The organism is Vibrio sp. V04_P4A5T148 (assembly GCF_963875605.1).
GTDB lineage: Bacteria > Pseudomonadota > Gammaproteobacteria > Enterobacterales > Vibrionaceae > Vibrio > Vibrio anguillarum.
Map to the genome: position 1 here is coordinate 65,618 of NZ_CAWNMS010000047.1, position 22,281 is coordinate 87,898.

At 43.8% G+C, this 22,281-nt stretch carries 21 protein-coding genes and 1 other annotated feature; of the genes, 4 read left to right on the forward strand and 17 right to left on the reverse strand.

Features of this window, described 5'->3' with window-relative positions:
- Nucleotides 1-68: 68 nt before the first annotated feature.
- The 6 genes from deoC to AACT18_RS10130 all read right to left on the reverse strand — a co-directional run bounded on the left by deoC (nucleotide 69) and on the right by AACT18_RS10130 (nucleotide 6,196).
- Nucleotides 69-845, reverse strand: a complete 777-nt coding sequence (deoC, locus tag AACT18_RS10105) for a deoxyribose-phosphate aldolase (RefSeq protein ID WP_094125665.1) — start codon at nucleotides 843-845, stop codon at nucleotides 69-71.
- 646 nt (nucleotides 846-1,491) lie between these two features.
- Nucleotides 1,492-2,751 carry a NupC/NupG family nucleoside CNT transporter gene (locus AACT18_RS10110; protein WP_094125664.1) on the reverse strand — a complete coding sequence of 420 codons (1,260 nt, stop codon included), beginning with the start codon at nucleotides 2,749-2,751 and terminating at the stop codon, nucleotides 1,492-1,494.
- A 208-nt stretch (nucleotides 2,752-2,959) separates the two neighbouring features.
- A complete protein-coding gene (locus AACT18_RS10115) occupies nucleotides 2,960-3,748 on the reverse strand; it encodes a TatD family hydrolase (RefSeq protein WP_094125663.1) in 789 nt (262 codons plus the stop codon).
- Nucleotides 3,735-3,872, reverse strand: coding sequence for a DUF5363 family protein (locus AACT18_RS10120; protein WP_013856121.1), 138 nt, complete (start codon nucleotides 3,870-3,872; stop codon nucleotides 3,735-3,737). Before AACT18_RS10120 ends, AACT18_RS10115 begins: the two co-directional genes overlap by 14 nt.
- A 16-nt stretch (nucleotides 3,873-3,888) precedes the next feature.
- Entirely contained in the window at nucleotides 3,889-4,662 is a 774-nt protein-coding gene (gene yaaA, locus AACT18_RS10125) for a peroxide stress protein YaaA (protein ID WP_026027382.1), read from the reverse strand.
- A gap of 109 nt (nucleotides 4,663-4,771) precedes the next feature.
- Complete coding sequence (locus tag AACT18_RS10130) at nucleotides 4,772-6,196, reverse strand: alanine/glycine:cation symporter family protein (protein ID WP_013856119.1); 1,425 nt, start codon at nucleotides 6,194-6,196, stop codon at nucleotides 4,772-4,774.
- A gap of 710 nt (nucleotides 6,197-6,906) precedes the next feature.
- On the opposite strand from AACT18_RS10130, the gene AACT18_RS10135 reads away from it, so the two are divergent.
- Nucleotides 6,907-7,086: a DUF3545 family protein gene (locus AACT18_RS10135; protein ID WP_010318284.1), complete on the forward strand. Its 180-nt coding sequence runs from the start codon at nucleotides 6,907-6,909 to the stop codon at nucleotides 7,084-7,086.
- Between the two features lie 51 nt (nucleotides 7,087-7,137).
- On the opposite strand, the gene AACT18_RS10140 is transcribed toward AACT18_RS10135, so the two are convergent.
- The 3 genes from AACT18_RS10140 to nfo all read right to left on the reverse strand — a co-directional run bounded on the left by AACT18_RS10140 (nucleotide 7,138) and on the right by nfo (nucleotide 9,646).
- Nucleotides 7,138-7,689: a hemerythrin domain-containing protein gene (locus AACT18_RS10140; protein WP_013856117.1), complete on the reverse strand. Its 552-nt coding sequence runs from the start codon at nucleotides 7,687-7,689 to the stop codon at nucleotides 7,138-7,140.
- Between the two features lie 87 nt (nucleotides 7,690-7,776).
- Entirely contained in the window at nucleotides 7,777-8,457 is a 681-nt protein-coding gene (ung, locus tag AACT18_RS10145) for a uracil-DNA glycosylase (RefSeq protein ID WP_026027958.1), read from the reverse strand.
- 271 nt (nucleotides 8,458-8,728) lie between these two features.
- Entirely contained in the window at nucleotides 8,729-9,646 is a 918-nt protein-coding gene (gene nfo / locus AACT18_RS10150; RefSeq protein WP_094124644.1) for a deoxyribonuclease IV, read from the reverse strand.
- Nucleotides 9,647-9,944: 298 nt separating this feature from the next.
- Between nfo and grcA the strand changes: the two genes are divergently transcribed.
- A complete protein-coding gene (gene grcA, locus AACT18_RS10155; RefSeq protein WP_026027385.1) occupies nucleotides 9,945-10,322 on the forward strand; it encodes an autonomous glycyl radical cofactor GrcA in 378 nt (125 codons plus the stop codon).
- A 109-nt stretch (nucleotides 10,323-10,431) separates the two neighbouring features.
- Here the strand turns inward: grcA and thrC are convergent, their stop codons facing one another.
- From thrC to thrL, 4 genes are all read right to left on the reverse strand, one after another.
- A complete protein-coding gene (thrC, locus tag AACT18_RS10160) occupies nucleotides 10,432-11,715 on the reverse strand; it encodes a threonine synthase (protein ID WP_094125212.1) in 1,284 nt (427 codons plus the stop codon).
- Nucleotides 11,712-12,668 carry a homoserine kinase gene (gene thrB, locus AACT18_RS10165; protein WP_094125216.1) on the reverse strand — a complete coding sequence of 319 codons (957 nt, stop codon included), beginning with the start codon at nucleotides 12,666-12,668 and terminating at the stop codon, nucleotides 11,712-11,714. Before thrB ends, thrC begins: the two co-directional genes overlap by 4 nt.
- An 18-nt stretch (nucleotides 12,669-12,686) precedes the next feature.
- Nucleotides 12,687-15,146 carry a bifunctional aspartate kinase/homoserine dehydrogenase I gene (thrA, locus tag AACT18_RS10170; RefSeq protein ID WP_026027387.1) on the reverse strand — a complete coding sequence of 820 codons (2,460 nt, stop codon included), beginning with the start codon at nucleotides 15,144-15,146 and terminating at the stop codon, nucleotides 12,687-12,689.
- 29 nt (nucleotides 15,147-15,175) lie between these two features.
- Nucleotides 15,176-15,293, reverse strand: a sequence feature (Thr leader region).
- Entirely contained in the window at nucleotides 15,231-15,308 is a 78-nt protein-coding gene (gene thrL, locus AACT18_RS10175) for a thr operon leader peptide (protein WP_100208354.1), read from the reverse strand. (Overlaps the previous feature by 63 nt.)
- A 242-nt stretch (nucleotides 15,309-15,550) precedes the next feature.
- Between thrL and AACT18_RS10180 the strand changes: the two genes are divergently transcribed.
- On the forward strand, nucleotides 15,551-16,054 hold the full coding sequence (locus AACT18_RS10180; protein ID WP_094125213.1) for a hypothetical protein: 504 nt from the start codon (nucleotides 15,551-15,553) through the stop codon (nucleotides 16,052-16,054).
- Here the strand turns inward: AACT18_RS10180 and AACT18_RS10185 are convergent.
- The gene (locus AACT18_RS10185; RefSeq protein ID WP_010318275.1) at nucleotides 16,051-16,536 is read right to left on the reverse strand and encodes a putative 4-hydroxy-4-methyl-2-oxoglutarate aldolase; all 486 of its coding nucleotides are present in this window, start codon (nucleotides 16,534-16,536) and stop codon (nucleotides 16,051-16,053) included. The genes AACT18_RS10180 and AACT18_RS10185 overlap by 4 nt on opposite strands.
- A gap of 697 nt (nucleotides 16,537-17,233) precedes the next feature.
- Between AACT18_RS10185 and arcA the strand changes: the two genes are divergently transcribed.
- Complete coding sequence (gene arcA / locus AACT18_RS10190) at nucleotides 17,234-17,950, forward strand: two-component system response regulator ArcA (protein WP_013856108.1); 717 nt, start codon at nucleotides 17,234-17,236, stop codon at nucleotides 17,948-17,950.
- Nucleotides 17,951-18,042: 92 nt separating this feature from the next.
- Here the strand turns inward: arcA and AACT18_RS10195 are convergent, their stop codons facing one another.
- From AACT18_RS10195 to AACT18_RS10205, 3 genes are all read right to left on the reverse strand, one after another.
- On the reverse strand, nucleotides 18,043-18,489 hold the full coding sequence (locus AACT18_RS10195; RefSeq protein ID WP_013856107.1) for a hypothetical protein: 447 nt from the start codon (nucleotides 18,487-18,489) through the stop codon (nucleotides 18,043-18,045).
- Between the two features lie 4 nt (nucleotides 18,490-18,493).
- Nucleotides 18,494-20,833, reverse strand: a complete 2,340-nt coding sequence (arcB, locus tag AACT18_RS10200; RefSeq protein ID WP_094125214.1) for an aerobic respiration two-component sensor histidine kinase ArcB — start codon at nucleotides 20,831-20,833, stop codon at nucleotides 18,494-18,496.
- A gap of 99 nt (nucleotides 20,834-20,932) precedes the next feature.
- Complete coding sequence (locus AACT18_RS10205; protein ID WP_064625857.1) at nucleotides 20,933-21,868, reverse strand: TIGR01212 family radical SAM protein; 936 nt, start codon at nucleotides 21,866-21,868, stop codon at nucleotides 20,933-20,935.
- Nucleotides 21,869-22,281: the final 413 nt, after the last annotated feature.

Below are 22,281 nucleotides of genomic sequence, written 5' to 3' on the forward strand. Positions count from 1 at the left end.
TAATCGGGAGCTGATGGCTCAGCTCCACGAGTCAGACTTATTATTATCAGTCCTACTTCAGCGCATAATTAATACGCAGCTGGATCGGCTTTTTGGTCTGTTACTTCTAATGTATTCAAAAGATTGGTTAGCAGGCTTGAGGCCCCAAAACGGTAGTGCATGCTGTCGGCCCAATCTGCGCCAAGTAGCTCATCAGCCATCGCGAGATACAATGCAGCATCTTGCGCTGTGCGTACACCGCCCGCAGGTTTAAAACCTACAGTTTTGGCAACGCCCATATCGCGAATCACTTCTAGCATAATGCGTGCGTATTCTGGTGTTGCATTCACAGGGACTTTCCCCGTTGAGGTTTTGATGAAATCAGCGCCCGCTTCAATACAGATTTGAGACGCTTTTTTGATTAATGCTTCTTCTTTTAGCTCACCAGTTTCGATGATCACTTTAAGCAGAATGTCACCACACGCGGCTTTACATTGCTTAACAAGATCAAAACCGACTTGCTCATTACCGGCGATTAATGCGCGGTAAGGGAACACAACGTCGACTTCATCAGCACCATACGCAACGGCGGCTTTAGTTTCCGCAACGGCAATCTCAATATCATCATTACCGTGTGGGAAGTTGGTAACGGTTGCGATACGAATCTCTGGCGTGCCTTGCTCGCGAAGTGTCTTCTTCGCAATAGGAATAAAGCGAGGGTAAATACAAATTGCAGCGGTATTACCTACAGCCGTTTTGGCATCATGACAAAGGGCAATCACTTTCGCATCCGTGTCATCATCGTTTAGCGTAGTCAAATCCATCAATTTCAGTGCACGTAGTGCGGCTGCTTTTAAATCGCTCATTTCTATCTCCGATCAATATATTCAAATAGTTCACTAGTAAACCACGCTCAGTGTTGAGAGCGAGATGGCTTGCTAGCCACAAATGAACGGACTTGGTTCCTTGAAGACTCGAAATGCACTTGCATTTCAATTGCTATCCCTGTCACCGCACAGTACCAATTTGGCCTATGGCACAACCATGATATGCCACTTATTTGCACTCATCGCCGTGTCTAACGTATATCCGTGTGTAACTTATACCCGTATCTAATTTATATCAAAGCAACACGACATGATAAAACGGGCTGCCTTTGCGTCAAATCATACTCCATGTATTGATTGGCGCTAGCTGATATCTTCACTCTTCTATTGAAAATGAATCTCACTGATACAGTATAGATTTTCACTACAAAACTGTAGCGTCATTCATAGAGCAAACGGTTTGTATCTCAAAAAAGATCAGCGTCAACGATAATCTCGTTTACCGATAAACTCTGATCTATCCATTAAAAGCTAACTTATAAAAGAGAGCTTGAGGTGATACACACTGACCACCCGACTAAAGAGTGAATCAAAGTATTCCTTTCGCCAAAACAAAAAAGCCCCGCAGCAATCTCTTGCTACGGGGCGATGTTAAACGGCGTCTATATCTCTTTCTCTTGTTTAATTAGAAAGAAAGGAAGAAGCCAGCAATAGTTGCTGCCATTAAGTTAGACAGTGTACCAGCACAAACGGCTTTTACACCCATCTTCGCGATATCGTGACGACGGTTAGGAGCAAGACCACCTAAACCACCGAGTAGAATCGCAACAGAAGAAAGGTTGGCGAAGCCACACAGTGCAAATGAGATGATAGCTTGAGTTTTCTCAGACATCACCGCACCAGTAGCAGCAACGAGCTGTGCGTTCTCACCCACGTAAGGTACGAAGTTTAGATAAGCAACAAATTCGTTTACAACCAGTTTTTGACCGATGAAAGAGCCCGCGAGCGTTGCTTCTTCCCATGGCACACCAATCAGGAATGCTAATGGAGAGAAAAGCCAACCAAGCAGTAGTTCTAGAGTCAGTTCAGGCATACCGAACCAACCACCCACACCACCAAGCATACCGTTAACTAACGCGATTAGACCAACGAAGGCAAGTAGCATTGCACCTACGTTCAGCGCAAGTTGCAGACCAACAGAAGCACCACCTGCAGCAGCATCGATTACGTTGGCAGGTTTATCATTGCCATCCATATCGCTACCCAGTTCTTCATCTGGAGTATCGGTTTCTGGTTTGATGATTTTTGCAAACAGTAGACCACCCGGTGCTGCCATGAAAGAGGCCGCAACAAGGTACTCTAGCGGCACACCCATCGATGCGTAACCAGCAAGTACACCACCCGCAACTGAAGCCAAACCACCACACATTACTGCAAACAGCTCAGATTGAGTCATTTTAGGTACAAACGGACGAACCACGAGTGGCGCTTCTGTTTGACCTACGAAAATGTTGGCTGCAGCAGACATCGATTCCGCACGAGAGGTACCGAGTGCTTTTTGTAAACCACCACCTAGAATCTTAATTACCCATTGCATAACGCCAATGTAGTAAAGCACAGAGATAAGTGCCGAGAAGAAGATTAGAGTAGGTAGAACTTGGAAAGCAAAGATGAAGCCAATACCGTCAACTGAAAAGTTAACTAGGCTGCCGAATAGAAAACCAGTACCGTCTTTACCGAAGTCGATGACGTTTTGAACACCCGCAGAGAAACCTGCAAGGAGATCACGACCCCATGGTACGTAAAGAACGAAACCACCGATAATAAATTGGATAGCAAAAGCGCCACCCACTGTTCTTAGATTGATAGCTTTGCGGTTATCAGACAGTAGAACTGCAAGTCCTAGCAGAACTGCCATACCGACTAGGCTCATAAACAGGCTCATAGTTTATGATTTCCTTATTAGGTTATTGTTGGCGTGTTATAAAATGGAGCTCATGAAGCGGGGTGATTATACTCATCACCACTAAGATAAAGTAATGCCAGCCTCACACTTTCTTATAAGATTCACTGCCCATTCACTCATTTATGTGAGCACGTTCAATGTTTACTGACACTAGAATCATTAAACCTACATTTCATTTCGAATTTATTCACACCGGAAAGAACAGAGAATGGCTGTTTTTCCACAAAACATCAGCAACCGTTTGCTCTGATTGGTTCTTCAGCAACGCAAGCGTTTGCAGGATAATCGGCAGTTTTTGTGGGTGATTCGCTTGCCCTTGAAAACCATTGAGTGGCATATCAGGAGCATCTGTTTCTAGCACTAAACTTTCGATGGGGAGTGCCGCAATAGTAAGACGGGTTTTGTTGGCTCTTGGATAGGTAATAACACCACCCACGCCAATCTTAAAACCCAGTTCAATAAACTGGTTTGCCTGTTGAACGCTGCCAGAAAAAGCATGCAGCACTCCACCTTGGCTAAATTGATGTTTTTTTAACAGTTGTATAAGGCGGTTGTGCGCTTTGCGGCTGTGTAATATCAATGGAAGTCTGGCTCGCTTCGCAAGCTCTAGTTGCATTTCAAACATTGTTTCTTGCAAAGCAGGAGCAATATCCGTCGTAAAATCTAAGCCACACTCCCCCAGAGCCACGCATTGAGCTGGTTTTTGAAGTAACTTTTGCTCAAGCTCGTCGATATCCGCAGGGGAAGAGGTTGATAAAAAACAGGGATGGAACCCGAGAGCAAAGTAGAGTTCAGGATAACCGTTAGCAAGCTCGGCTACTCGCTGCCAGTTACTTGGACCAACGGCGGGAATCACTATTTTCTCAACCCCTTGCTGGCGAGCTAAATGTAAATGGTGTTCAAACTCACGCTCAAAGATAGGAAAATCGAGATGGCAATGCGTATCAAATAAACGCAGCTTCTTATTCTCGCTCACGTTCTTTACTCTGAACAGGATCTTGACGATAAGGAACACAGCTACGTTTTTTATCTGGTGTTAAACCCATGTTCTCACACCAGCGATCATAACGCGCAACCTGCTTTTTCAACCACTGCCACATAACCGCCTCTCTTACATCACTGCTCTTCGCGTTTAAAGACCAACTCAGTTGCTGATGACTCCTGTTCTACAAAATAGTAGCCAGCACTGTCAAACTGAGCCAATTGCTCTACAGAAGAGATTTGTTTATCGATAATGTAGCGCGCCATCATGCCACGAGCCTTCTTAGCATAGAAGCTAATGACTTTGTATTGCCCTTTCTTACAATCCTTAAATACCGGAGTAATGATGCTCCCCTTAAGCTTTTTCGGATTAACCGCTTTAAAATACTCGTTGGAAGCGAGATTAATCAACACATCATCGCCTTGCTCTTTCAGAGCTTGATTGAGTTTATCGGTAATGATATCCCCCCAAAACTGGTACAGGTTAGTCCCCCTCGGGTTACCCAATCTCGTGCCCATCTCCAAACGGTACGGTTGCATCAGATCCAGTGGTTTCAATACACCATACAAGCCAGAGAGCATTCTTAAATGCTGTTGTGCATGTTCAAATCCGGCATCCGATAATGTTTCTGCTTCAAATCCTGTATAAACATCCCCTTTAAACGCCAAAATGGCGGGACGTGCATTATCCAACGTGAAGGTTGGGCTCCACTGCGCAAAGCGAGCCACGTTGAGCCCAGCAATTTTATCGCTCACTTTCATCAACGCTGAGATGTCGGCAGGAGTCAATTGACGGCAAACATCGATCAACTGAGCTGAATGGTCAATAAGCTCCGGCTGAGTATATTTGCTTGTCACCAACGGGGATTCGTAATCTAACGTCTTGGCTGGGGAAACAACAATGAGCATAATTTTCCTTCCTTTCTATTCTTATTTTATGGCTCACAGAGTACAAAAAAAGCCATGCGGTGTCTGCATGGCTTTTTCAATCTATTTAATCGTCAGTAACGATAACAGGTTATTTGTTGTTGTACCAAATGCCATCTTCCAACTGAGATTTTAACTCAGGGTAATCATTAGCATCGAAGGTGGGAACCTTACCTGCGGCTAGCTGACGGTTATAATCTTTCGCGAGCTTAATCACAATGCCAGAGAGCAGAATGATCGCCACCAAGTTAACAATCGCCATTAACCCCATCGAGACATCCGCCATTGCCCATACGGTAGGCAAGGTCGCCAATGAGCCAAACATCACCATGGCAAGGAAAACAATACGGAACAACGTTAACCCTTTCTTATTGTTGTGCTCTAAGAAAATCAGGTTCGTTTCGGCATAAGAGTAGTTGGCAATAATTGAAGTAAAGGCGAAGAAGAAAATCGCAAAAGCAACAAAAATCCCACCCCAACTGCCCACTTGTGAGCTTAATGCGCGCTGAGTCAGCTCGATACCGGTAATTTCACCGTGCGGTACATATTCACCCGACATCAAAATAATGGCGACGGTTGCTGAACAGATCACAATCGTATCAATAAAAACACCCAACATTTGCACGTAACCTTGAGAAGCAGGATGCGGCGGATAAGGCGTTGCAGAAGCCGCTGCATTAGGTGCTGAACCCATACCAGCTTCATTGGAAAACAGACCGCGTTTGATGCCGTTAATCATGGCTTGAGCAATCGCGTAACCTAAACCGCCTGCGGCCGCTTCTTGAAGGCCAAATGCACTTTTGAAAATAAGGCTTAATACGGCTGGTAGCTTTTCTATATTAGTGACCATGACAAACATCGCAATCGCTAAGTAAGCTAATGCCATGAAAGGTACAATCAACTCAGCGGTACGCGCAATTTTACGGATACCACCAAAAATGACGAAAGCCGAAATTGCAACGATGAAGATACCGACATACAGCGGATCAAATCCAAAAGCATTTTTCATAGCTCCTGCAATTGAGTTAGCTTGAACGGCATTGAATACTAGGCCAAAAGCAATAATCAGGAAGATGGAAAACAGCACACCCATCCAACGCATACCAAGGCCTTTTTCCATATAGTACGCAGGGCCACCGCGGTAGTTACCATCTTTGTCACGGGTTTTGTATAGCTGAGCCAACGTGCTTTCAGCAAATGAAGTCGCCATACCAAGCATAGCAATCAACCACATCCAGAAAATCGCGCCTGGACCACCCGCCGTTAAAGCAACGGCTACACCGGCCATGTTTCCCGTACCAACACGCGCAGCAAGGCTAGTACAAAGTGCTTGGAAAGAAGAAATACCGGCTTTATCTGCTTTGCGGCTGTTTTTCAACACACTAAACATGTGGCCGAAATGGCGAAATTGAATGAATCCTAGGCGAACGGTGAAGTACACACCAACACCGACTAAAAGATAAACAAGGATGGATCCCCAAAGTAAATCATTCATTAAATTGATTAAGTCTGTCACAAGAACCTCTCATAGAGTGATAGCGCTGACCTAAGCGAAAAGCTTCACGAAAAAATGCACATGCTGCGAGTCAACGTTCTAACCAGCATGTTTTTATCGATATTATGCAATGCATTTTATTCGTCCAAAAAGTGAGGAGCCTCAACTTTTGAAGGGGCAACGTATTTTTGACGGGCGGATAATGCAACCTGAAAGAACAAAAATCAATATGCAACAGGTTTAGTTAAAATGTTATTTTTCACTATAAAATCACCTTTAATTAACATTTAACAAACCAATACAGCAACAACTTGGCAACCAAAACAACCCAAACTGGAAACATTGAAAGATAAAAAACAACCATAAAAACCCAGTTGCACTCACTTAATCTCACCCCTTGAGAATAAAGGGCTAATCAGTTTCACCACTAAATCTTGCATAAATTTATGATAATTTTTTATTGAATGGTCATAAAACAACCAACCAGGCAATTGTAAATTTTCAAAACAACATTTATTTAACATTTAAAAATGCAAATAAAATCGTTTGCGTCGCTTAACCGCTCCCTTTTTGTACTAAAGAATCCCTCTGAAACTGTGAAATTCTGGTCAAAATCCAATAAAAGGTTCATCAAAAGGAAACAAATGAGAAACAAATCATAGCTATGCTAGCGAAAACTGTGCTATCTAGAGAGCACGACATGGCGTAATAACAACAACAAGAGGTTGCTTATGGAAAGCTTGCAATTTGACGAAATGTTGGAAATGGAAATCACAAAACTCCGCTCTAGTCGCACTAAACCAGTCAAAAGAATGTGGCGAGAAATTGAAGCGATTCAGGATCAAAAACGGTTACAAAGAGAATTGATGGAGATGGATGTCTGCTTCGAGGCTGATCAAATAAAACTCTGAGTAAAAAGGCACTTCAACAGTGCCTTTTTTGTTTAACTGAATCAGCAGAGATTACTGGCACTCTTGTGCGGTTTGTCGAACTCGGTGAGCTAATTGTTGGTACTGCTCCGCAATTGTCTCACCAAATACTGGATCATCTTCGGATTGTTGCCAGCTCGCCTCCACCGCTTGCCAATCAGTCACATTAAAGGTGCGGCTGATCAAGGGTAAAACCGATTGTTCTTCTAACTCCAGATGACGCTTCTGGGAAGAAATAAATGCATCAAGCTGCTCGATGAACACGTGCTGTGGTACAACTGCATCTTGCAAAATCATATCGACAATCTCTAGAAAAGCATGAGTTTTCTCAGAAAGTTCTATATGTTCTCTCGCTAAATTTTGAATATCATTATGTTGACCATAATGATCAATATAATAGTGATAGAGAATATCTTCTTTGGGGTGGTGTACTGACTCTGAATGCGTCGCCAAGTAGTCAATAATCTCTCTCACTAAAGAGTAGTTGATACTTTGTTCATTACTCAATTGCCGTTGTTTATCTCGCAAAATGGCAAGCAAACGCGCCATATACCCGTGTTCTCTACGGATCCTTTCAATCATCATTGTGCTTCTCCATTACACTTATTTTAGATAAGTGTATAAAAGCTTCAGCGTGCTTGTTTTGACCCTGCTCGAAAAAACATCAATTAATCACTTATCCAATACGGGTTGCCAATTCACAGGCGCTTTTCCCTGCTCAATAAGCAATTGATTAGTCTTTGAAAAATGTTTACAGCCCAAAAAGCCTCGATGCGCAGAAAGAGGAGAAGGATGCGGTGCTACTAATACATGATGTTTACTGCGATCAATCATGCTGCCTTTCTTCTGCGCGTGTGAACCCCACAACAGGAAGACAACACCTTCACGCTGCTGATTTACCGCCTCAATCACCCGGTCGGTAAAGGTTTCCCAACCAGTATTAGCGTGCGAATGCGCCATACCTTGTTCAACGGTCAATACGGTATTGAGCAATAGCACCCCTTGCTCGGCCCAACTTTTTAGGTAACCGTGCTGAGGAGTAACAAAACCGGGGATATCTTGCACCAGCTCTTTGTAGATATTCACCAGTGAAGGTGGGGTTTTAACGCCGGGTAACACCGAAAAACATAACCCATGAGCCTGATTTGGCCCGTGATAAGGATCTTGCCCTAAAATCACAACCTTAACATCGCCAAATTCGGTAAAACGAAACGCATTAAACACGTCAGCAGCAGGTGGATAAATCACTTTCCCCGCCAGCCTTTCCTTTTCAACAAACGCTATCGTCTGTTGAAAATACTCCTGCTGTTTTTCATGGCCGATAACATCGTGCCAAGTCAATGATTGAGTCATAACAACGCTCTGCAAATTAACTAATTACAGCATTGTAACCATAAAAAGCCACCACTGCATGAGTCAATGTCACAGAGCTTTTGCCAGTTAATGTGATTTTTGTGGCGTTCGAGTATGCCCTTGACCATTCACATGTCGGTTAGGTATAGGCAATCGGACTGGTGGTCGAGCTATTGATGGTGAACGTGAGATCATATGAAACATAGTGACATCCTCCTTCATTTTGACGCGGCTATGCCTTTGTCTTTATGAAAGAAAGATGCCAACTTATTTAAGATGCTACTGAATCTACCGATTGTGCGTGTAGATCTCTTAATGTTTGAATTTCTTGGGCCCAAATGTCTGGATCGATTGTTTCTAAAATCAATGGGATACCATCAAACCTTGAATCTTTGGCAATAAATTCAAAGCATGGCCAACCAATTTCGCCTTCCCCTAGAGAATGATGGCGGTCAACACGGCTGGCAAACTTTGCCTTTGAGTCGTTGATGTGCATTGCACGTAAGTAGTGCATTCCAACCACGCTATCAAACTCTGAGAAGGTTGCCTCGCACGCCTCAACTGTGCGCAAATCATAACCTGCAGTAAAAGTATGACACGTGTCAAGGCACACACCTACTCGCGATTTATCCTCAACTTGCTGGATAATTTCGGCTAAATGTTCGAAACGCCAGCCTAGATTCGTCCCCTGCCCTGCGGTGTTTTCAATCACAGCAACGACCTCAGGCACGGCTTGATGTGCAAGGTTTATCGATTCTGCAATTGTCGCAAGACATTCACTTTCTGAGACTTGTTTAAGGTGACTACCCGGATGAAAATTCAGAAGCGTTAGCCCCAGTTGCTGGCAACGTTGCATTTCATCAATAAAAGCTTCGCGTGACTTAGCAAGCTTATCGGCTTCTGGCGCGCCCAGATTAATAAGGTATGAATCATGCGGCAAAATGTGTTCACTTTTAAAACCAAGCATGTGGCAGTTGGCCTTAAAAGCGCGAATGGTTGCCTCTTCAAGCGGTTTAGCAACCCACTGGCGCTGGTTTTTAGTGAATAAAGCAAATGCATTTGCTCCAATTTCTCTCGCTCTCAATGGGGCTTGGTCAACGCCGCCAGAGGCCGATACATGAGCACCAATAAATTTCATTCCACGGCCCTGAATTCTATTTGTCATTAAATCACTTTGTACTTTCAACATTGGACTTCAATTGTCTGATTTTCTGTTACTTAGGTCAAACACGCGCTAAAAATGTAGTAAAATTACAACAAAACAATACATAAAAAATATTTTATGTATTAAAAAAAAATAGAACTCATTGTTTTTAAATGCTTTATTGATTTAAATCAATAAAATAAACCCCACATTATCAATGTATATCGTTGTTTTTTGACCTAAATCAATATTATTTTTAAGGATATTAGCTATATAATAACCAACTCAACAAAGTTAGAAAATAAACACCAATAACGCCACTTAAGTGGACTAGGAGATAGTGATGATTCAAGGCATTCAAATTACAAAAGCAGCAAACGACAACCTACTAAATTCTATCTGGTTACTCGATAACGAAAAGAATGAAGCACGTTGCGTTGCCGCTAACGCAGGCTACCAAGCAGATCAAGTTATCGCGGTCAGCGACCTTGGTGAGTATGAAAGCCGTGAAGTTGCGATTGAAACAGCACCTCGCATCGAAGGCGGTCAGCACCTAAATGTGAACGTTCTTAAGCGTGAAACTCTTGAAGATGCCGTTGCACACCCTGAGAAGTATCCGCAACTGACGATTCGTGTTTCTGGTTACGCTGTTCGTTTCAACTCATTGACTCAAGAACAGCAACGTGACGTTATCGCACGTACCTTCACTGAGACGCTATAATCATAGCGTTGATGAGAATATTCATATCCAAAAATGGCGCTCAATGAGCGCCATTTTTATCGTTAGAGGAATATCATCCTGACTTCAATAAGATTAAATCAGGATCTCTTTAAGGCTGAACGCGTCTTAACACCGTTTTTAGAGCGTCAAAATCATTGTCTAACTCTTCAGAAAGCAACGCCATCACTGCATGTTTTGCAAGAGGAGCAGGTAATTCAATGTCAGTGCCTAGCACATCGTCAACGACTTCTTTAAATTTGGCAGGGTGCGCAGTACACAAAAATAGCCCCGTTTCTCCCTCTTGTAACTGCTCATCCAAAACTCGATACGCAATGGCACCATGCGGTTCACACAAATAACCTTGCGCGTAAAGTTCACGAACTGAATCCGCACTTTGTGCATCAGATACCGCACCTTTACCTAAGGTATCTAGCCCCCAGCCCTTTAAGCGACAAAGCTCTTCGATGCGCGGCCAGTTGTTCGGCTGACTCACATCCATCGCATTCGATGTGGTCGCTACCGTGGGTTTTGGATCCCATTGACCCGTTTCTAAGTAACGAGGAACGGTATCATTGGCATTGGTTGCCGCGATAAAACGCTTGATAGGTAAGCCCAATGCTTTTGCCAACAGACCCGCGGTTAGGTTGCCAAAGTTGCCACTCGGTACGGAGATGACTAAGTTTTCACGCTGCGCTTTGCTTAATTGTGATGCGGCCTCAAAGTAGTAGCAAATTTGTGCCATTAAACGGCTGATATTGATTGAATTTGCAGAGTTTAAACCGATCTCTTGGCGAAGCTTAGCGTCATCAAAAGCCTGCTTAACTAACGCTTGGCAAGCATCAAAGTCACCATTTATCGCGACAGTGTGAATATTGTTGCCCAGAGTGCAGAAGAGTTTTTCCTGTAACGGGCTGATCTTACCTTTAGGGTAAAGTATCACGACCTTGATGTCTGGCATTCCATAAAAGGCATGAGCCACCGCAGCGCCAGTATCACCAGAAGTCGCGGTTAAAATGGTGATCTGTCCACCATTTGAAACGGCGGCCAGTGACTGCGCCATAAAGCGACCACCAAAATCTTTAAATGCCAGCGTTGGACCGTGGAAAAGCTCTAGAGCATAAATGCCGTCTTTCACTTGCTTAATCGGTGCTGGAAACTGAAAAGCCGCATCAACCATCGCATTCACTTGCTCTGCTGGTAATTCATCGCCAATTAAGGCGCTGAGAATTTTTGTACTACGAGAGATAAAATCTTCGGCTAGTAACGCGTCAATATCTTCAAACTGAGGCAACGCTGCTGGGAAAAATAGCCCTTGATTGCGTCCTAATCCTTGGCGTACGGCTTGGCCAAAAGAGACTTGTTCATCATTTTCTTTTATGTTGTAAAGCTTCATAGAGCACTTCCTGTAACGGTCGAGCCATTTTTGTCTAAGCGACAAATATGGACGAATCCTTCTTCATTTTGTACATAATGTTGTTCAAGCCAACGAGCAACTCGCTCGGCAACCTCTTTTTCTTTGCAAATACTGAACAGTGTTGGGCCACTGCCGGAAATGCCAGTGGTGAGCGCTCCGGCTGATGCAGCGTATTTACGCGCATCCGAAAAGCCGGGCAGAAGTTTCTCACGATACGGTTCAGCAATCACGTCTTTGATCAGTTTAGCCGCTAGCTCAGGCTGACCTGAGTGACAAGCATGAATGAAACCTGCGAGATGACGGCCATGCGCAATGATGTCCTGTCGACGATATTGTGAAGGTAAGATCGCTCGCGCTTCGGCTGTGGAAACTTTAATCCCAGGATACGCCATCACCCAATACCAATCGTCAAAACAAGGCACTTCTTGGCTGATGATGCCTAGCTCTTCAAGCATCAATTGCACGCCGCCTAAGTAGCAGGGGGCAACGTTATCATAATGTATACCGCCTGAAATTTTGCCTTCCATTTCGCCCATCAGCGCTAAAAGCTCGGTTTGATTAAGTGGGTTACCGTGAAACCGGTTCAACGCATCTAAAGCTGCAACAATTGAACAAGCACTCGAACCTAAGCCTGAACCAATCGGCATATTTTTTTCTAACGTCATTTGCAACGGCTTTACTGCAATGCTCTTTTTTTCAAGCTCTCTGGCAAAAACAAGCCAGCAATCGTAAACAATATTCTGCTTTGGATCTTGTGGCAGCTTGTCAACAAAGCGACCTGCTGTTTCGAGTACAAAAGGTTCACTGCCCGCTTTAACTTCAACGCGATCCCCCAATAAACTACCATCAATTGGCGACACGGCCGCCCCTAAAACATCAAACCCAACGCTCACATTACCAATTGAAGCTGGGGCATACACCACTACACTCATGTCACTTGAACTCATCAATTAAACCCCTAACTTCCAACCTAAGGTGCGCATCACATCAGAAAACACCCCTGCTGCTGTTACTTCTGTACCCGCCCCATAACCACGCAACACCAATGGAATCGGTTGATAATAACGGCTATAAAACGCCAGTGCATTCTCACCATCTTTGACTTTAAACATTGGGTCATTTTCATCGACCACTGCAATTTTCACCTTGCATTGGCCCTCTGATATTTCACCAACATAACGTAATACCTTACCTTCGGCTGCTGCCTTAGTGGATAGCTCTTGGAAATAAGCATCAGCCTGCGGCAAGCGCGCCATAAACTCTTCAACTGTACCCGAAATATCGAAACCCGGCGGCAAAGCAAGATCGACTTTTACGTCATCCAGCTCTAAAGGCATTCCCGCCTCACGAGCTAAAATTAACAGCTTGCGAGCCACATCCATTCCCGACAGATCATCACGAGGGTCAGGCTCAGTAAAACCTTTGTCTTTAGCTAGCTGCGTAGCTTGACTAAGAGTCATACCTTCATCCAGTTTGCCAAAAATAAACGAAAGAGAGCCAGATAAAATACCGCTGAATTTTTCCAACTCATCACCAGCGGCAATGAGATTTTGCAAGTTTTCAATCACAGGTAAACCAGCACCAACCGTCGTTTCGTACATCAGTTTACGGCGCGAGTTGCGCGCCACTTCACGCAGCTGGTGATAGTAGGCCATGCTTGCGGTATTGGCTTTTTTATTAGGCGTCACAACATGAAAACCCGCAGCCAAAAATTCGGCGTACTGGTTGGCGATCACTTCACTGGAAGTACAATCAACTAAGACAGGGTTAATGATATGGTTACGCTGCACTAGAGAGATAAGCCTTGCGAGGCTAAATTCTTCACTCGCGCTATGCATTCGATCACGCCAATGCTCCAGCGGCAAGCCTTCGCTATCCAGCAATAGTGCCTTACTATTCGCAAGGCCACACACTCGAATCACAATTCCTTTATCGGCTAGTTTGGCTTGCTGACGATGAATTTGATCAACTAATTCGCCTCCGACACCGCCGACACCGACCACAAACACATCCAAGAAATGCTTAGAATTGAAGAGATTTTCATGACAAGCCTTGATCGCTTCTGAAATTTTATCTTCTGGAATCACCGCCGAAATAGCTCGCTCGGAAGAGCCTTGTGCAATGGCAACAATATTGACGTGAACTTCAGCCAGCGATGAGAAAAATTGAGAAGCCACTCCGCGCGAAGTGCGCATGCCGTCACCAACCAGAGTGACAATCGCAACGTCATCCATAAACTCGACAGGCTCAAGTAGGCCATCTTTTAATTCCAGTTCAAACGCTTCCGATAATGCTCTTTTGGCAAGGGCTTTATCTTGCGCCTCAATACAGAAACTGATGCTGTATTCTGAAGAGGATTGCGTAATCAGCACAATAGAAACGCCTGCGGCAGACATCGCGCCAAACACACGGCTAGCCATGCCGACCATGCCTTTCATGCCAGGGCCGGAGACGTTGACCATAGTCAAATTATTGAGTGTAGTAATACCTTTGATAGCAAGCTTATCTTCACCTGTATCTTGACCAATCAGCGTACCTGCGCCTTGAGGGTTAAAACTGTTTTTGATAAGACACGGAATATGAAATTGTGCAATCGGTGCAATGGTTTTGGGATGTAACACTGACGCGCCAAAATACGAAAGCTCCATCGCTTCTTGGTAGCTGAGTGATTTTAATAAACGAGCATCCGCAACCAAACGTGGGTCACAGTTATAAACGCCATCGACATCGGTCCAAATCTCACAACAATCTGCACGTAAACATGCCGCAAGCACAGCCGCAGAATAATCCGAGCCATTACGGCCTAGACAGACCAATTCACCCTTTTCATTACCAGCCGTGAAACCCGGCATAATGTTAACATGCGCTTGCGGAAGTGGATTTTGCTTGAAATTTTGCGTGGAGATCTCAACATCGACCATTGCCTCAAGGTACTCACCTTTAGCAAAAAGATATTGTACTGGGTCAATCAATGCAGCCGCTTGTCCTTTTGCTTCAAGTACCGCTTTCATCAGTTGGATAGAGACTCGCTCACCTTTACTGATAATGCGCGCATTGACGTTGTCTGGGCACATACCGAGTAAATTAATGCCGTGTACAAATTGACGCAGCTGAGACAGTGACGTTTTTACTTGATTGTCAAAAGCGGCCGAATCCACATTAGGTAATTGTGCTTTGATGCCAGCGAGTAGATCGAAAAATGAGAATTCAAGCTCCGCTATTTGGCGTTCTGCTTCGCCATTACGCAAAGCACTCTCAATAACTGCCACTAATTTATTGGTGGTTTTTCCCGGTGCAGAGAGCACAACGGCGACTTCTTCTTGCTGTACATTGTTAACGATGATATCTGCCGCCCTTAAAAAACGATCAGCATCGGCTAACGATGAACCTCCAAACTTTAATACTCGCATCCCTTCCTCCAAAACAGTTCAAATTGGTATAAAAAAAGGCCTGTATCTGGTGGGATACAGGCCTTTTTTGTAAAAACTTTTCGCTCAGCGGCCCGCCCCAACATGTGTCATGTCGGTAATAATAATGGTGGTTGTCATTACTACTAGGCTGCGCTGTAACATAGAAAAATTTAAATACTCGTGTGTTTAATTGCCTTTACGTTTACCTTACTTCGTCATCATTAGTCAACGAAAATCTGCTATTTTTTATAGTCATTCCGAATTAATCAAATTAAAAAACACAACACAAATAAGATACTCATTGCACATTAAGTGCAACCATTTTACACATAAGCAAATAACAAAATGCTATATACATAACGCTGTCATCGTGTGAAATTTGTGCTTTAATTGTTGTTACCGCAGTGGACGCAGTAACTCAAAACAATAATAAGGAGAGGCAGATGAAACTAAAAGTTGCACTATGTTTATTTCTGCTTATCTCTTTATCTAGCATGGCCAATACCTTACCTGCACTTCCTTCTTCACAGAGCCAATCTCCACATCGCTTATTTCTTTCAAGCGAAAGTGATGGTCAACAATTTGATAGTTGGACTATTGATGGCGGTTATTCTTATAACCTTTTTGACAATTTAGATCTGTACATTGGAGCGAGGATAAATAATTCCGACTACGGATCCGAAAGTGGTTTTTTAAGTGGCCTTAGCTACCAGCTAACCCCAAAATTATCACTAAAAAGCACCTTACGGTCAGCCGCCAGTAATCCGAATGATACGAGCAGTGCCGATGCTATGGCGGCGGAGCTATCTAGCAGACTTCAACTGTCAGAAAACGTTGATTTACATGCCACCCTTGATTATCAAGAGTGGCAACAAGGCGTTCAATTTGGGGTGGGTTTCAGATTCTAGTGCCAGTCTAGCGCTTGAGTTGACGTTAAAACACCATTCCAATCGGCATAAACATAGTCACCCGGCTGAATCATCTGGTTGAGGATAGTCAGCGTCACATTAATTTCGCCTGCACCTCTCTTATCGGTCTTAAGTGGACAACTCGCTAACGCTTTCACGCCTAAATCCATTTGCGATAACGCAGCAACATCGCGTATCGCTCCATAAATGATGACCCCTTCCCAACCGTTTTCAATCGCCATGATCGCCAGTTGGTCACCCAATAACGCTCTTTGACACGAACCGTTACCATCGACGACTAAAACTTTCCCTTTACCATTTTGGCTTAATACGTCACGAACTTTAGAGTTATCGTGATAGCAACGCACGGTGACAATTTGCCCCCAAAAAGCACTCCTTAAACCAAAAGTTTGCAAAGGCAAATCCAATATATTGATTTGCGATTCAAATTTATCGCAAATATCTGGTGTGATATCTATCATCCTTCTTCCTTGATTATTGTTTATTATTTTCATCTGACACATTAGACGCGCTGTAAAACCACAGCTCAATCAACCATAATGCCAGATACTTTACTCACCTATTCATACAAACGATGCAAAGAAAAACCCGCTGAGAATGAGCATAACTTGGCGGCCAACTGCATTTAAAAGACTGAATATTCATATTGGTGACATCCATAATAGTGCGATATCCCCCGCTGTAAACGTTGATTTTTTACGCAATTCCCATTTTTTGACAAGTATCGAGTTAACAAGTTCTTTGCTGGTAAATTTCTATGTGAGGTAAAGCCCATTACGCCTAATGCTACCATCCCCAGCGAAAATCCCCAAAAAGCATGCTATTTGCATGGGTAATGTGGTGTAAATTTACAACTGCTTAAGACGATTAATATTTGTTACATTAGAACTCTTGATGTAAATCAACAAAGTGATTGGAATTAACATTCTGCCGTTGTTAGCATGCTGTTAACATTATAGAATCCGCCTTAAAGACTAGTAGAACACCGAGGGTATGGAGACCTCAATGCAAGATATGCCTAAGGACGGCGGGCAACTGAAGTAAGTGTTTTTTTCAAAACTTTAGTTTATTATCGGCAGCAGATTACCTGTATGTTGCAATTTTTTGCCTACAATTAATTCTATTAGCACAATTTTTTCACAAGTTTAGGTACCGCCAATGCAAACCCCGCAGATTCTTATCGTTGAAGATGAGCAAGTAACTCGTAACACTCTTAAGAGTATTTTTGAAGCAGAGGGATACGCTGTTTTTGAGGCCAGTAACGGTGAAGAGATGCACCATGTGCTGTCTGATAACCCCATTAACTTGGTCATTATGGACATCAATTTACCAGGTAAAAACGGCCTTCTGTTAGCTCGTGAGCTTCGTGAACAGGCTAATGTTGCACTGATGTTTTTGACTGGTCGTGATAATGAAGTTGATAAAATCCTCGGTTTAGAGATCGGGGCTGATGACTACATCACCAAACCATTTAACCCACGTGAACTGACGATTCGTGCTCGTAATCTTCTAGGTCGTTCAATGAATACCAATACGACTCAAGAAGAGAAACGCAGTGTGGAAAAATATGAGTTCAACGGTTGGGTATTGGATATCAATAGCCGCTCTTTAGTGAATCCGGATGGTGAAGGCTACAAGCTTCCTCGCTCAGAATTCCGCGCTTTACTGCACTTCTGTGAGAACCCAGGAAAAATCCAAACTCGCGCAGATTTGCTTAAAAAGATGACTGGCCGTGAATTGAAACCACACGACAGAACAGTAGATGTGACGATTCGTCGTATCCGTAAACACTTTGAATCAGTCTCAGGTACGCCAGAGATCATCGCCACAATTCATGGCGAAGGCTACCGCTTCTGTGGTGATCTAGAAGACTAAACGTCTACCCCCAGATAGTTAGAAGCCCTTTAACCTCAGGTTAAAGGGCTTTTTTCATGGCTGACTACTGCGCGTGGAGCCGTTCTATAAATCTAATAGACTTTGTCGATGAAGACGCTCTTTTCGATAAGCCACTGCGCTGTTGTACCATCGCTCAATTGCAAAGCTACATTAACGGGCTTATCCACATTAAGCTGCATCGGCCATTCAAACACAACTTCCCATTGATCTTCACTTTGAGTCCGTAAATCTAACGATTCACTGCCCACCAGCCAATTTTTATCCCTTTGCTGGACCATCAACGCGTCAATCGTTAAATTGGCAGGTAATATTGCCGACGAATCCAATCTTAATGTCCCATGCACAAGAGGTATTTCGCTCTCATTAGCTGTAGGCATTTGATTGATCCAAAGGTTACTTTTCAACCCAATGGTGATATTTGATATCACGGCACTGCTGTCCTGCAGCCAATTCACTTGCGGTGAACTACAGCCAGATAGTAGCGCCATGACTAATGAAGCCAACCCGATTTTTTTCATACCATTACCTTTGAGTTAACCATTGTTTCAAGACTTGAATATCGTGTTGATACCCATTTTTAATTTCATCTATCCAGTCACCAATATTTTCCCACCAAGCAGGTAGCTCTGGTGACTGTGCCTTTTGTGCAACGTTTTGGATGTGTTTCAAACCAATTGAACCCGCAGCACCCTTGATTTTGTGTGCTTCTGAAACAATGCCTGCTTGATCTTTTGCTACCATATTGGAGTCTAGCACTTCAACGTAACTGGGCATCATCTGCTCGAACATTTGGATACTTTCCAGCACAGGTTTCGGGCCAACAATATCGATATAAGACTCAAGCATTTCAAGATCGAGCAAATGCGTGTTCAACTCACTGTGTTCTACTGAGGCAGCCTTAACCTTAGCGTCGGCAAGTTGAGTCGCCTCACTATGGGTGAATTTTGCAATCACCTCTTGAATCGCCAGTACTGACAATGGTTTACTGATCGCGTCATCCATCCCTTTCTCTAGATATTCAGCTTTATTTTTCAATACGTTGGCGGTCAATGCAACAAGTGGCGGAAGGTTATCATAAGTTTCTCGATAAAACGCAGCGACATCAAACCCGGTCATGTCTGGCAGTTGAATGTCGAGGAAAACCAGATCGTACTCTTGCGGCACAAATTTTTGTTTGGCTTCTTCACCTGTCATAGCGACGGTAACCGTGTGTCCTAAACTTTCTAGCAAAGAACGAGCAACTGTAATATTGAGCTCAATATCTTCAACCATAAAAATGGCTAAACTTTTTTGAGGAACGGGTAACGTTGGTTTGAATTGGGCATCTTGTGCCAAAGGCACACGAATTGAAACGGTGAAGGTGCTACCAAAACCTTCTTCACTGCTCACAGAAATATCACCATCCATTAAGTTGATTAACTGGCGAGATACCGCTAAGCCAATCCCCGTGCCAACAGCGTGCAAATTGTCCTTACCCGATTTAACTTGGTAATACATGGCGAAGATTTTATCGAGTTCAGCCTCTGGTATACCAATGCCTGTGTCTTCAACTTCCATGGTAATGTGCGCAAACTTATCCTCAATATCAGCGCAGACCGTCATGACGACGCCACCTTCTTTGGTAAATTTCATCGCATTACTTATCAGGTTCCACAATACCTGACGCAGGCGCGTAGCATCCACTTCAATCGCAACAGGTAAATCACTGAGCCGCTCGAGATCAAACCTAAGCCCTTTTTGCTCAGCCATCAACGCCGAGATGCTTTCAATTTCAGCAACAAATTCTTCAAAATTCAACGGCGCTGGCAGTAGTTCTAGTTTCCGGCGGTCAAACTTATCCATATCAATGATATCGTTGAAGATATTACCTAACGTAATGGCACTGACATTAATGGTCTGCATGTACTTACGCTGTTCTGGGGTCATGGGGCTATCGAGCAACATGCGGCTCAAACCAACGATACCGTTGAGTGGTGTGCGCAATTCGTGGCTGATGGTCGAAATAAAAGTGGTTTTATCCCGGCTCGCTTTTTCCAAAGACTCTTGATTGCGTTTACGTTCGGTAATGTCTCGCCCAAAGCCCACCAACCCTAAGTGGCGACCATCTTTGCTATAAAAAGGGACTTTGCGCAGTTCAAAATAGTTTTTGCGACCATCAGGGTATTCAAGCCACTGCTCATAAGTGATGGCTTGATTGTCAGCAAACACTTTTTCGTCAGTTTCAACGATCTGTTGCGCGACTTCTTTGCTATAGACATCCCACGGAGTTAACCCAACCAACTGATGCTCACGCTTGCCCGTTAGCTCTTCCATCGCTCGGTTGCAGCCAGAAAAAACGCCGTTCGCATTACGGTAGTAAATCAGATCAGGAGAGGCATCGATAAAAGAGCGCAATAAGGCGGTTCTTTCTGCCAATTCAAGCTGCGTTTTTTCGCGTTGATAGACCTCATTTTCTAAATCGGCCATCGCCTCTTCACGCGCTTCCTCTGCCTTAATTCGCTCTTCAATTTCTTGGTTGAGTTTTTCGATATTTTGCTGAAGCTTATAATTGAGCTCTTGATCGCGTGAGCGCATGTCTTTGAGCTTAGAAACCAACTTCGAGAGGCGTTGACGTGACTCTTCTAACTGATCGACCACCACTGAAAGAAAATAGACCGCCCAAGGCGTGATCAATAAACCAAAAAAGACAGAACGAACAATGTCGATATCATCAACATAACCATTGAGCACCAACGTGATACCAACTTGCACCACCACTGCCAAGGCCACTAAAGCGAGCGCAAGAAGAATGGAGAAACGGAGAATGCCCAGTTTGACCAATAGGTCGACATAGTACTGGGCAAGGTTTTTCATGGGTTTCATTAAACACTTCCATGTAATAACAGTGCCACTAGTCTAACGCGTTTAACGTCGATTCGTCAGCCAAGTTAATCACAAGGATTTGCGAAATTGCTTGAATCTTTAGCTGTTTGGAAGCGTATAGACAAACGCTCGACTTAAGCGTGAGCCTTGCGCGCCACCTTGATTAAGTGCTCGACCTATTTCGGTCATCGCAAGCCAACGATTTTCACACCACAGTGGCGCAAGCAGGGTCGGCCGCCGGGCGGCTGACGAGACTCGGTGATAAATGATCTCAGGTGGCGTCATTTGAATCAATTCACTCGCAATGGAAACATACTCTTCTAACGTTGGCGCTTGTAATTTTCCTGCTCGCCACGCTTTGGCCATCGTACTGCCTTCAACAATATGCAGCCCATGCAACTTGATACCATCAGTGCCTACCGCTAAGACTTGCTTTAAGGTTTGAAGATTATCGGTACGCGTTTCTTTAGGTAGCCCCACAATGAGATGCGTGCATACTTTGATCCCCAAGGCTCGAGCGCGCTCAGTGATCAACGCATAACATTCAAAATCATGACCACGGTTGATCCGTTTGAGTGTTTGATTATTGGCGGTTTGCAAACCCAGTTCGAGCCAAATTTCAAAACCTTGTCGCACATAATCGGCCAATAAATCGAGCACAGCATCGGGTACACAATCAGGCCGAGTGCCGACGCATAACCCAACAATGTCAGCCGATTGAAGCGCTTGCTGATACATATTTTTCAACACCTGCACTTCCGCATAGGTACTGGTATAAGCTTGAAAATACGCGAGATATTTTTTGGCACGTTTGATTTCACCAGCGCGTTCTGTCAATTGCTGCTCAATACTTTGGGCTTGTGTTTCTTCATCAGCAAAAGAAGCGACATTACAGAAGGTGCAACCACCTCGCCCAATCGTGCCATCTCGATTCGGACAGCTAAACCCACCATGCAGGGTCAGCTTGTGAACTTTTTCGCCATAACGGCGCTGCAGATCTTGGCCGATCGTGTTAACCAGTTGATGTAATTGCATTGAAGAAATACCGCTTATAGATAGTAATGAATCTCAGTTAGATTTATGTAACTAAATTACATCCCTGCAAAATAAATTCACAAAGAGTAGCCGTATCAAACACTCTCCAACCTAACAAAAATCAATAAACATTCATAAAAACAGCGTTATTTGCTTAATGTTGCACCAATGTTAAACGGTACATGCATTTTTAACGAAAAAAATGGGCGACTAAAATGAGTTTTCGTTGGAATTCCTATAAACAAAATTGTAGGATACTTACACATCCACCCTATTTTTTGTGATATTCCTTACATAAATAGTTGTGGAAAAATCGGTGATATTCGCACCCCTCCTATACAAACCACTAGCAAGTGGCATAAATAAATTGAATATCACTAAGGAATGTTTTTCTCGCCATATTTTTCCGGCGA

Coding starts and splice junctions, on each gene's coding strand:
- yaaA (WP_026027382.1), bottom strand. CDS start 4,662: ATGCTCATTGTTGTTTCCCCAGCCAAGACGTTAGATTACGAATCCCCG.
- arcA (WP_013856108.1), top strand. CDS start 17,234: ATGCAAACCCCGCAGATTCTTATCGTTGAAGATGAGCAAGTAACTCGT.
- nfo (WP_094124644.1), bottom strand. CDS start 9,646: ATGTTGAAAGTACAAAGTGATTTAATGACAAATAGAATTCAGGGCCGT.
- thrA (WP_026027387.1), bottom strand. CDS start 15,146: ATGCGAGTATTAAAGTTTGGAGGTTCATCGTTAGCCGATGCTGATCGT.
- AACT18_RS10195 (WP_013856107.1), bottom strand. CDS start 18,489: ATGAAAAAAATCGGGTTGGCTTCATTAGTCATGGCGCTACTATCTGGC.
- AACT18_RS10185 (WP_010318275.1), bottom strand. CDS start 16,536: ATGATAGATATCACACCAGATATTTGCGATAAATTTGAATCGCAAATC.
- AACT18_RS10135 (WP_010318284.1), top strand. CDS start 6,907: ATGGAAAGCTTGCAATTTGACGAAATGTTGGAAATGGAAATCACAAAA.
- thrB (WP_094125216.1), bottom strand. CDS start 12,668: ATGAGTGTAGTGGTGTATGCCCCAGCTTCAATTGGTAATGTGAGCGTT.
- thrC (WP_094125212.1), bottom strand. CDS start 11,715: ATGAAGCTTTACAACATAAAAGAAAATGATGAACAAGTCTCTTTTGGC.
- grcA (WP_026027385.1), top strand. CDS start 9,945: ATGATTCAAGGCATTCAAATTACAAAAGCAGCAAACGACAACCTACTA.
- arcB (WP_094125214.1), bottom strand. CDS start 20,833: ATGAAACCCATGAAAAACCTTGCCCAGTACTATGTCGACCTATTGGTC.
- ung (WP_026027958.1), bottom strand. CDS start 8,457: ATGACTCAATCATTGACTTGGCACGATGTTATCGGCCATGAAAAACAG.
- AACT18_RS10205 (WP_064625857.1), bottom strand. CDS start 21,868: ATGCAATTACATCAACTGGTTAACACGATCGGCCAAGATCTGCAGCGC.
- AACT18_RS10140 (WP_013856117.1), bottom strand. CDS start 7,689: ATGATGATTGAAAGGATCCGTAGAGAACACGGGTATATGGCGCGTTTG.
- thrL (WP_100208354.1), bottom strand. CDS start 15,308: ATGTTACAGCGCAGCCTAGTAGTAATGACAACCACCATTATTATTACC.
- deoC (WP_094125665.1), bottom strand. CDS start 845: ATGAGCGATTTAAAAGCAGCCGCACTACGTGCACTGAAATTGATGGAT.
- AACT18_RS10120 (WP_013856121.1), bottom strand. CDS start 3,872: ATGTGGCAGTGGTTGAAAAAGCAGGTTGCGCGTTATGATCGCTGGTGT.
- AACT18_RS10110 (WP_094125664.1), bottom strand. CDS start 2,751: ATGAGCCTGTTTATGAGCCTAGTCGGTATGGCAGTTCTGCTAGGACTT.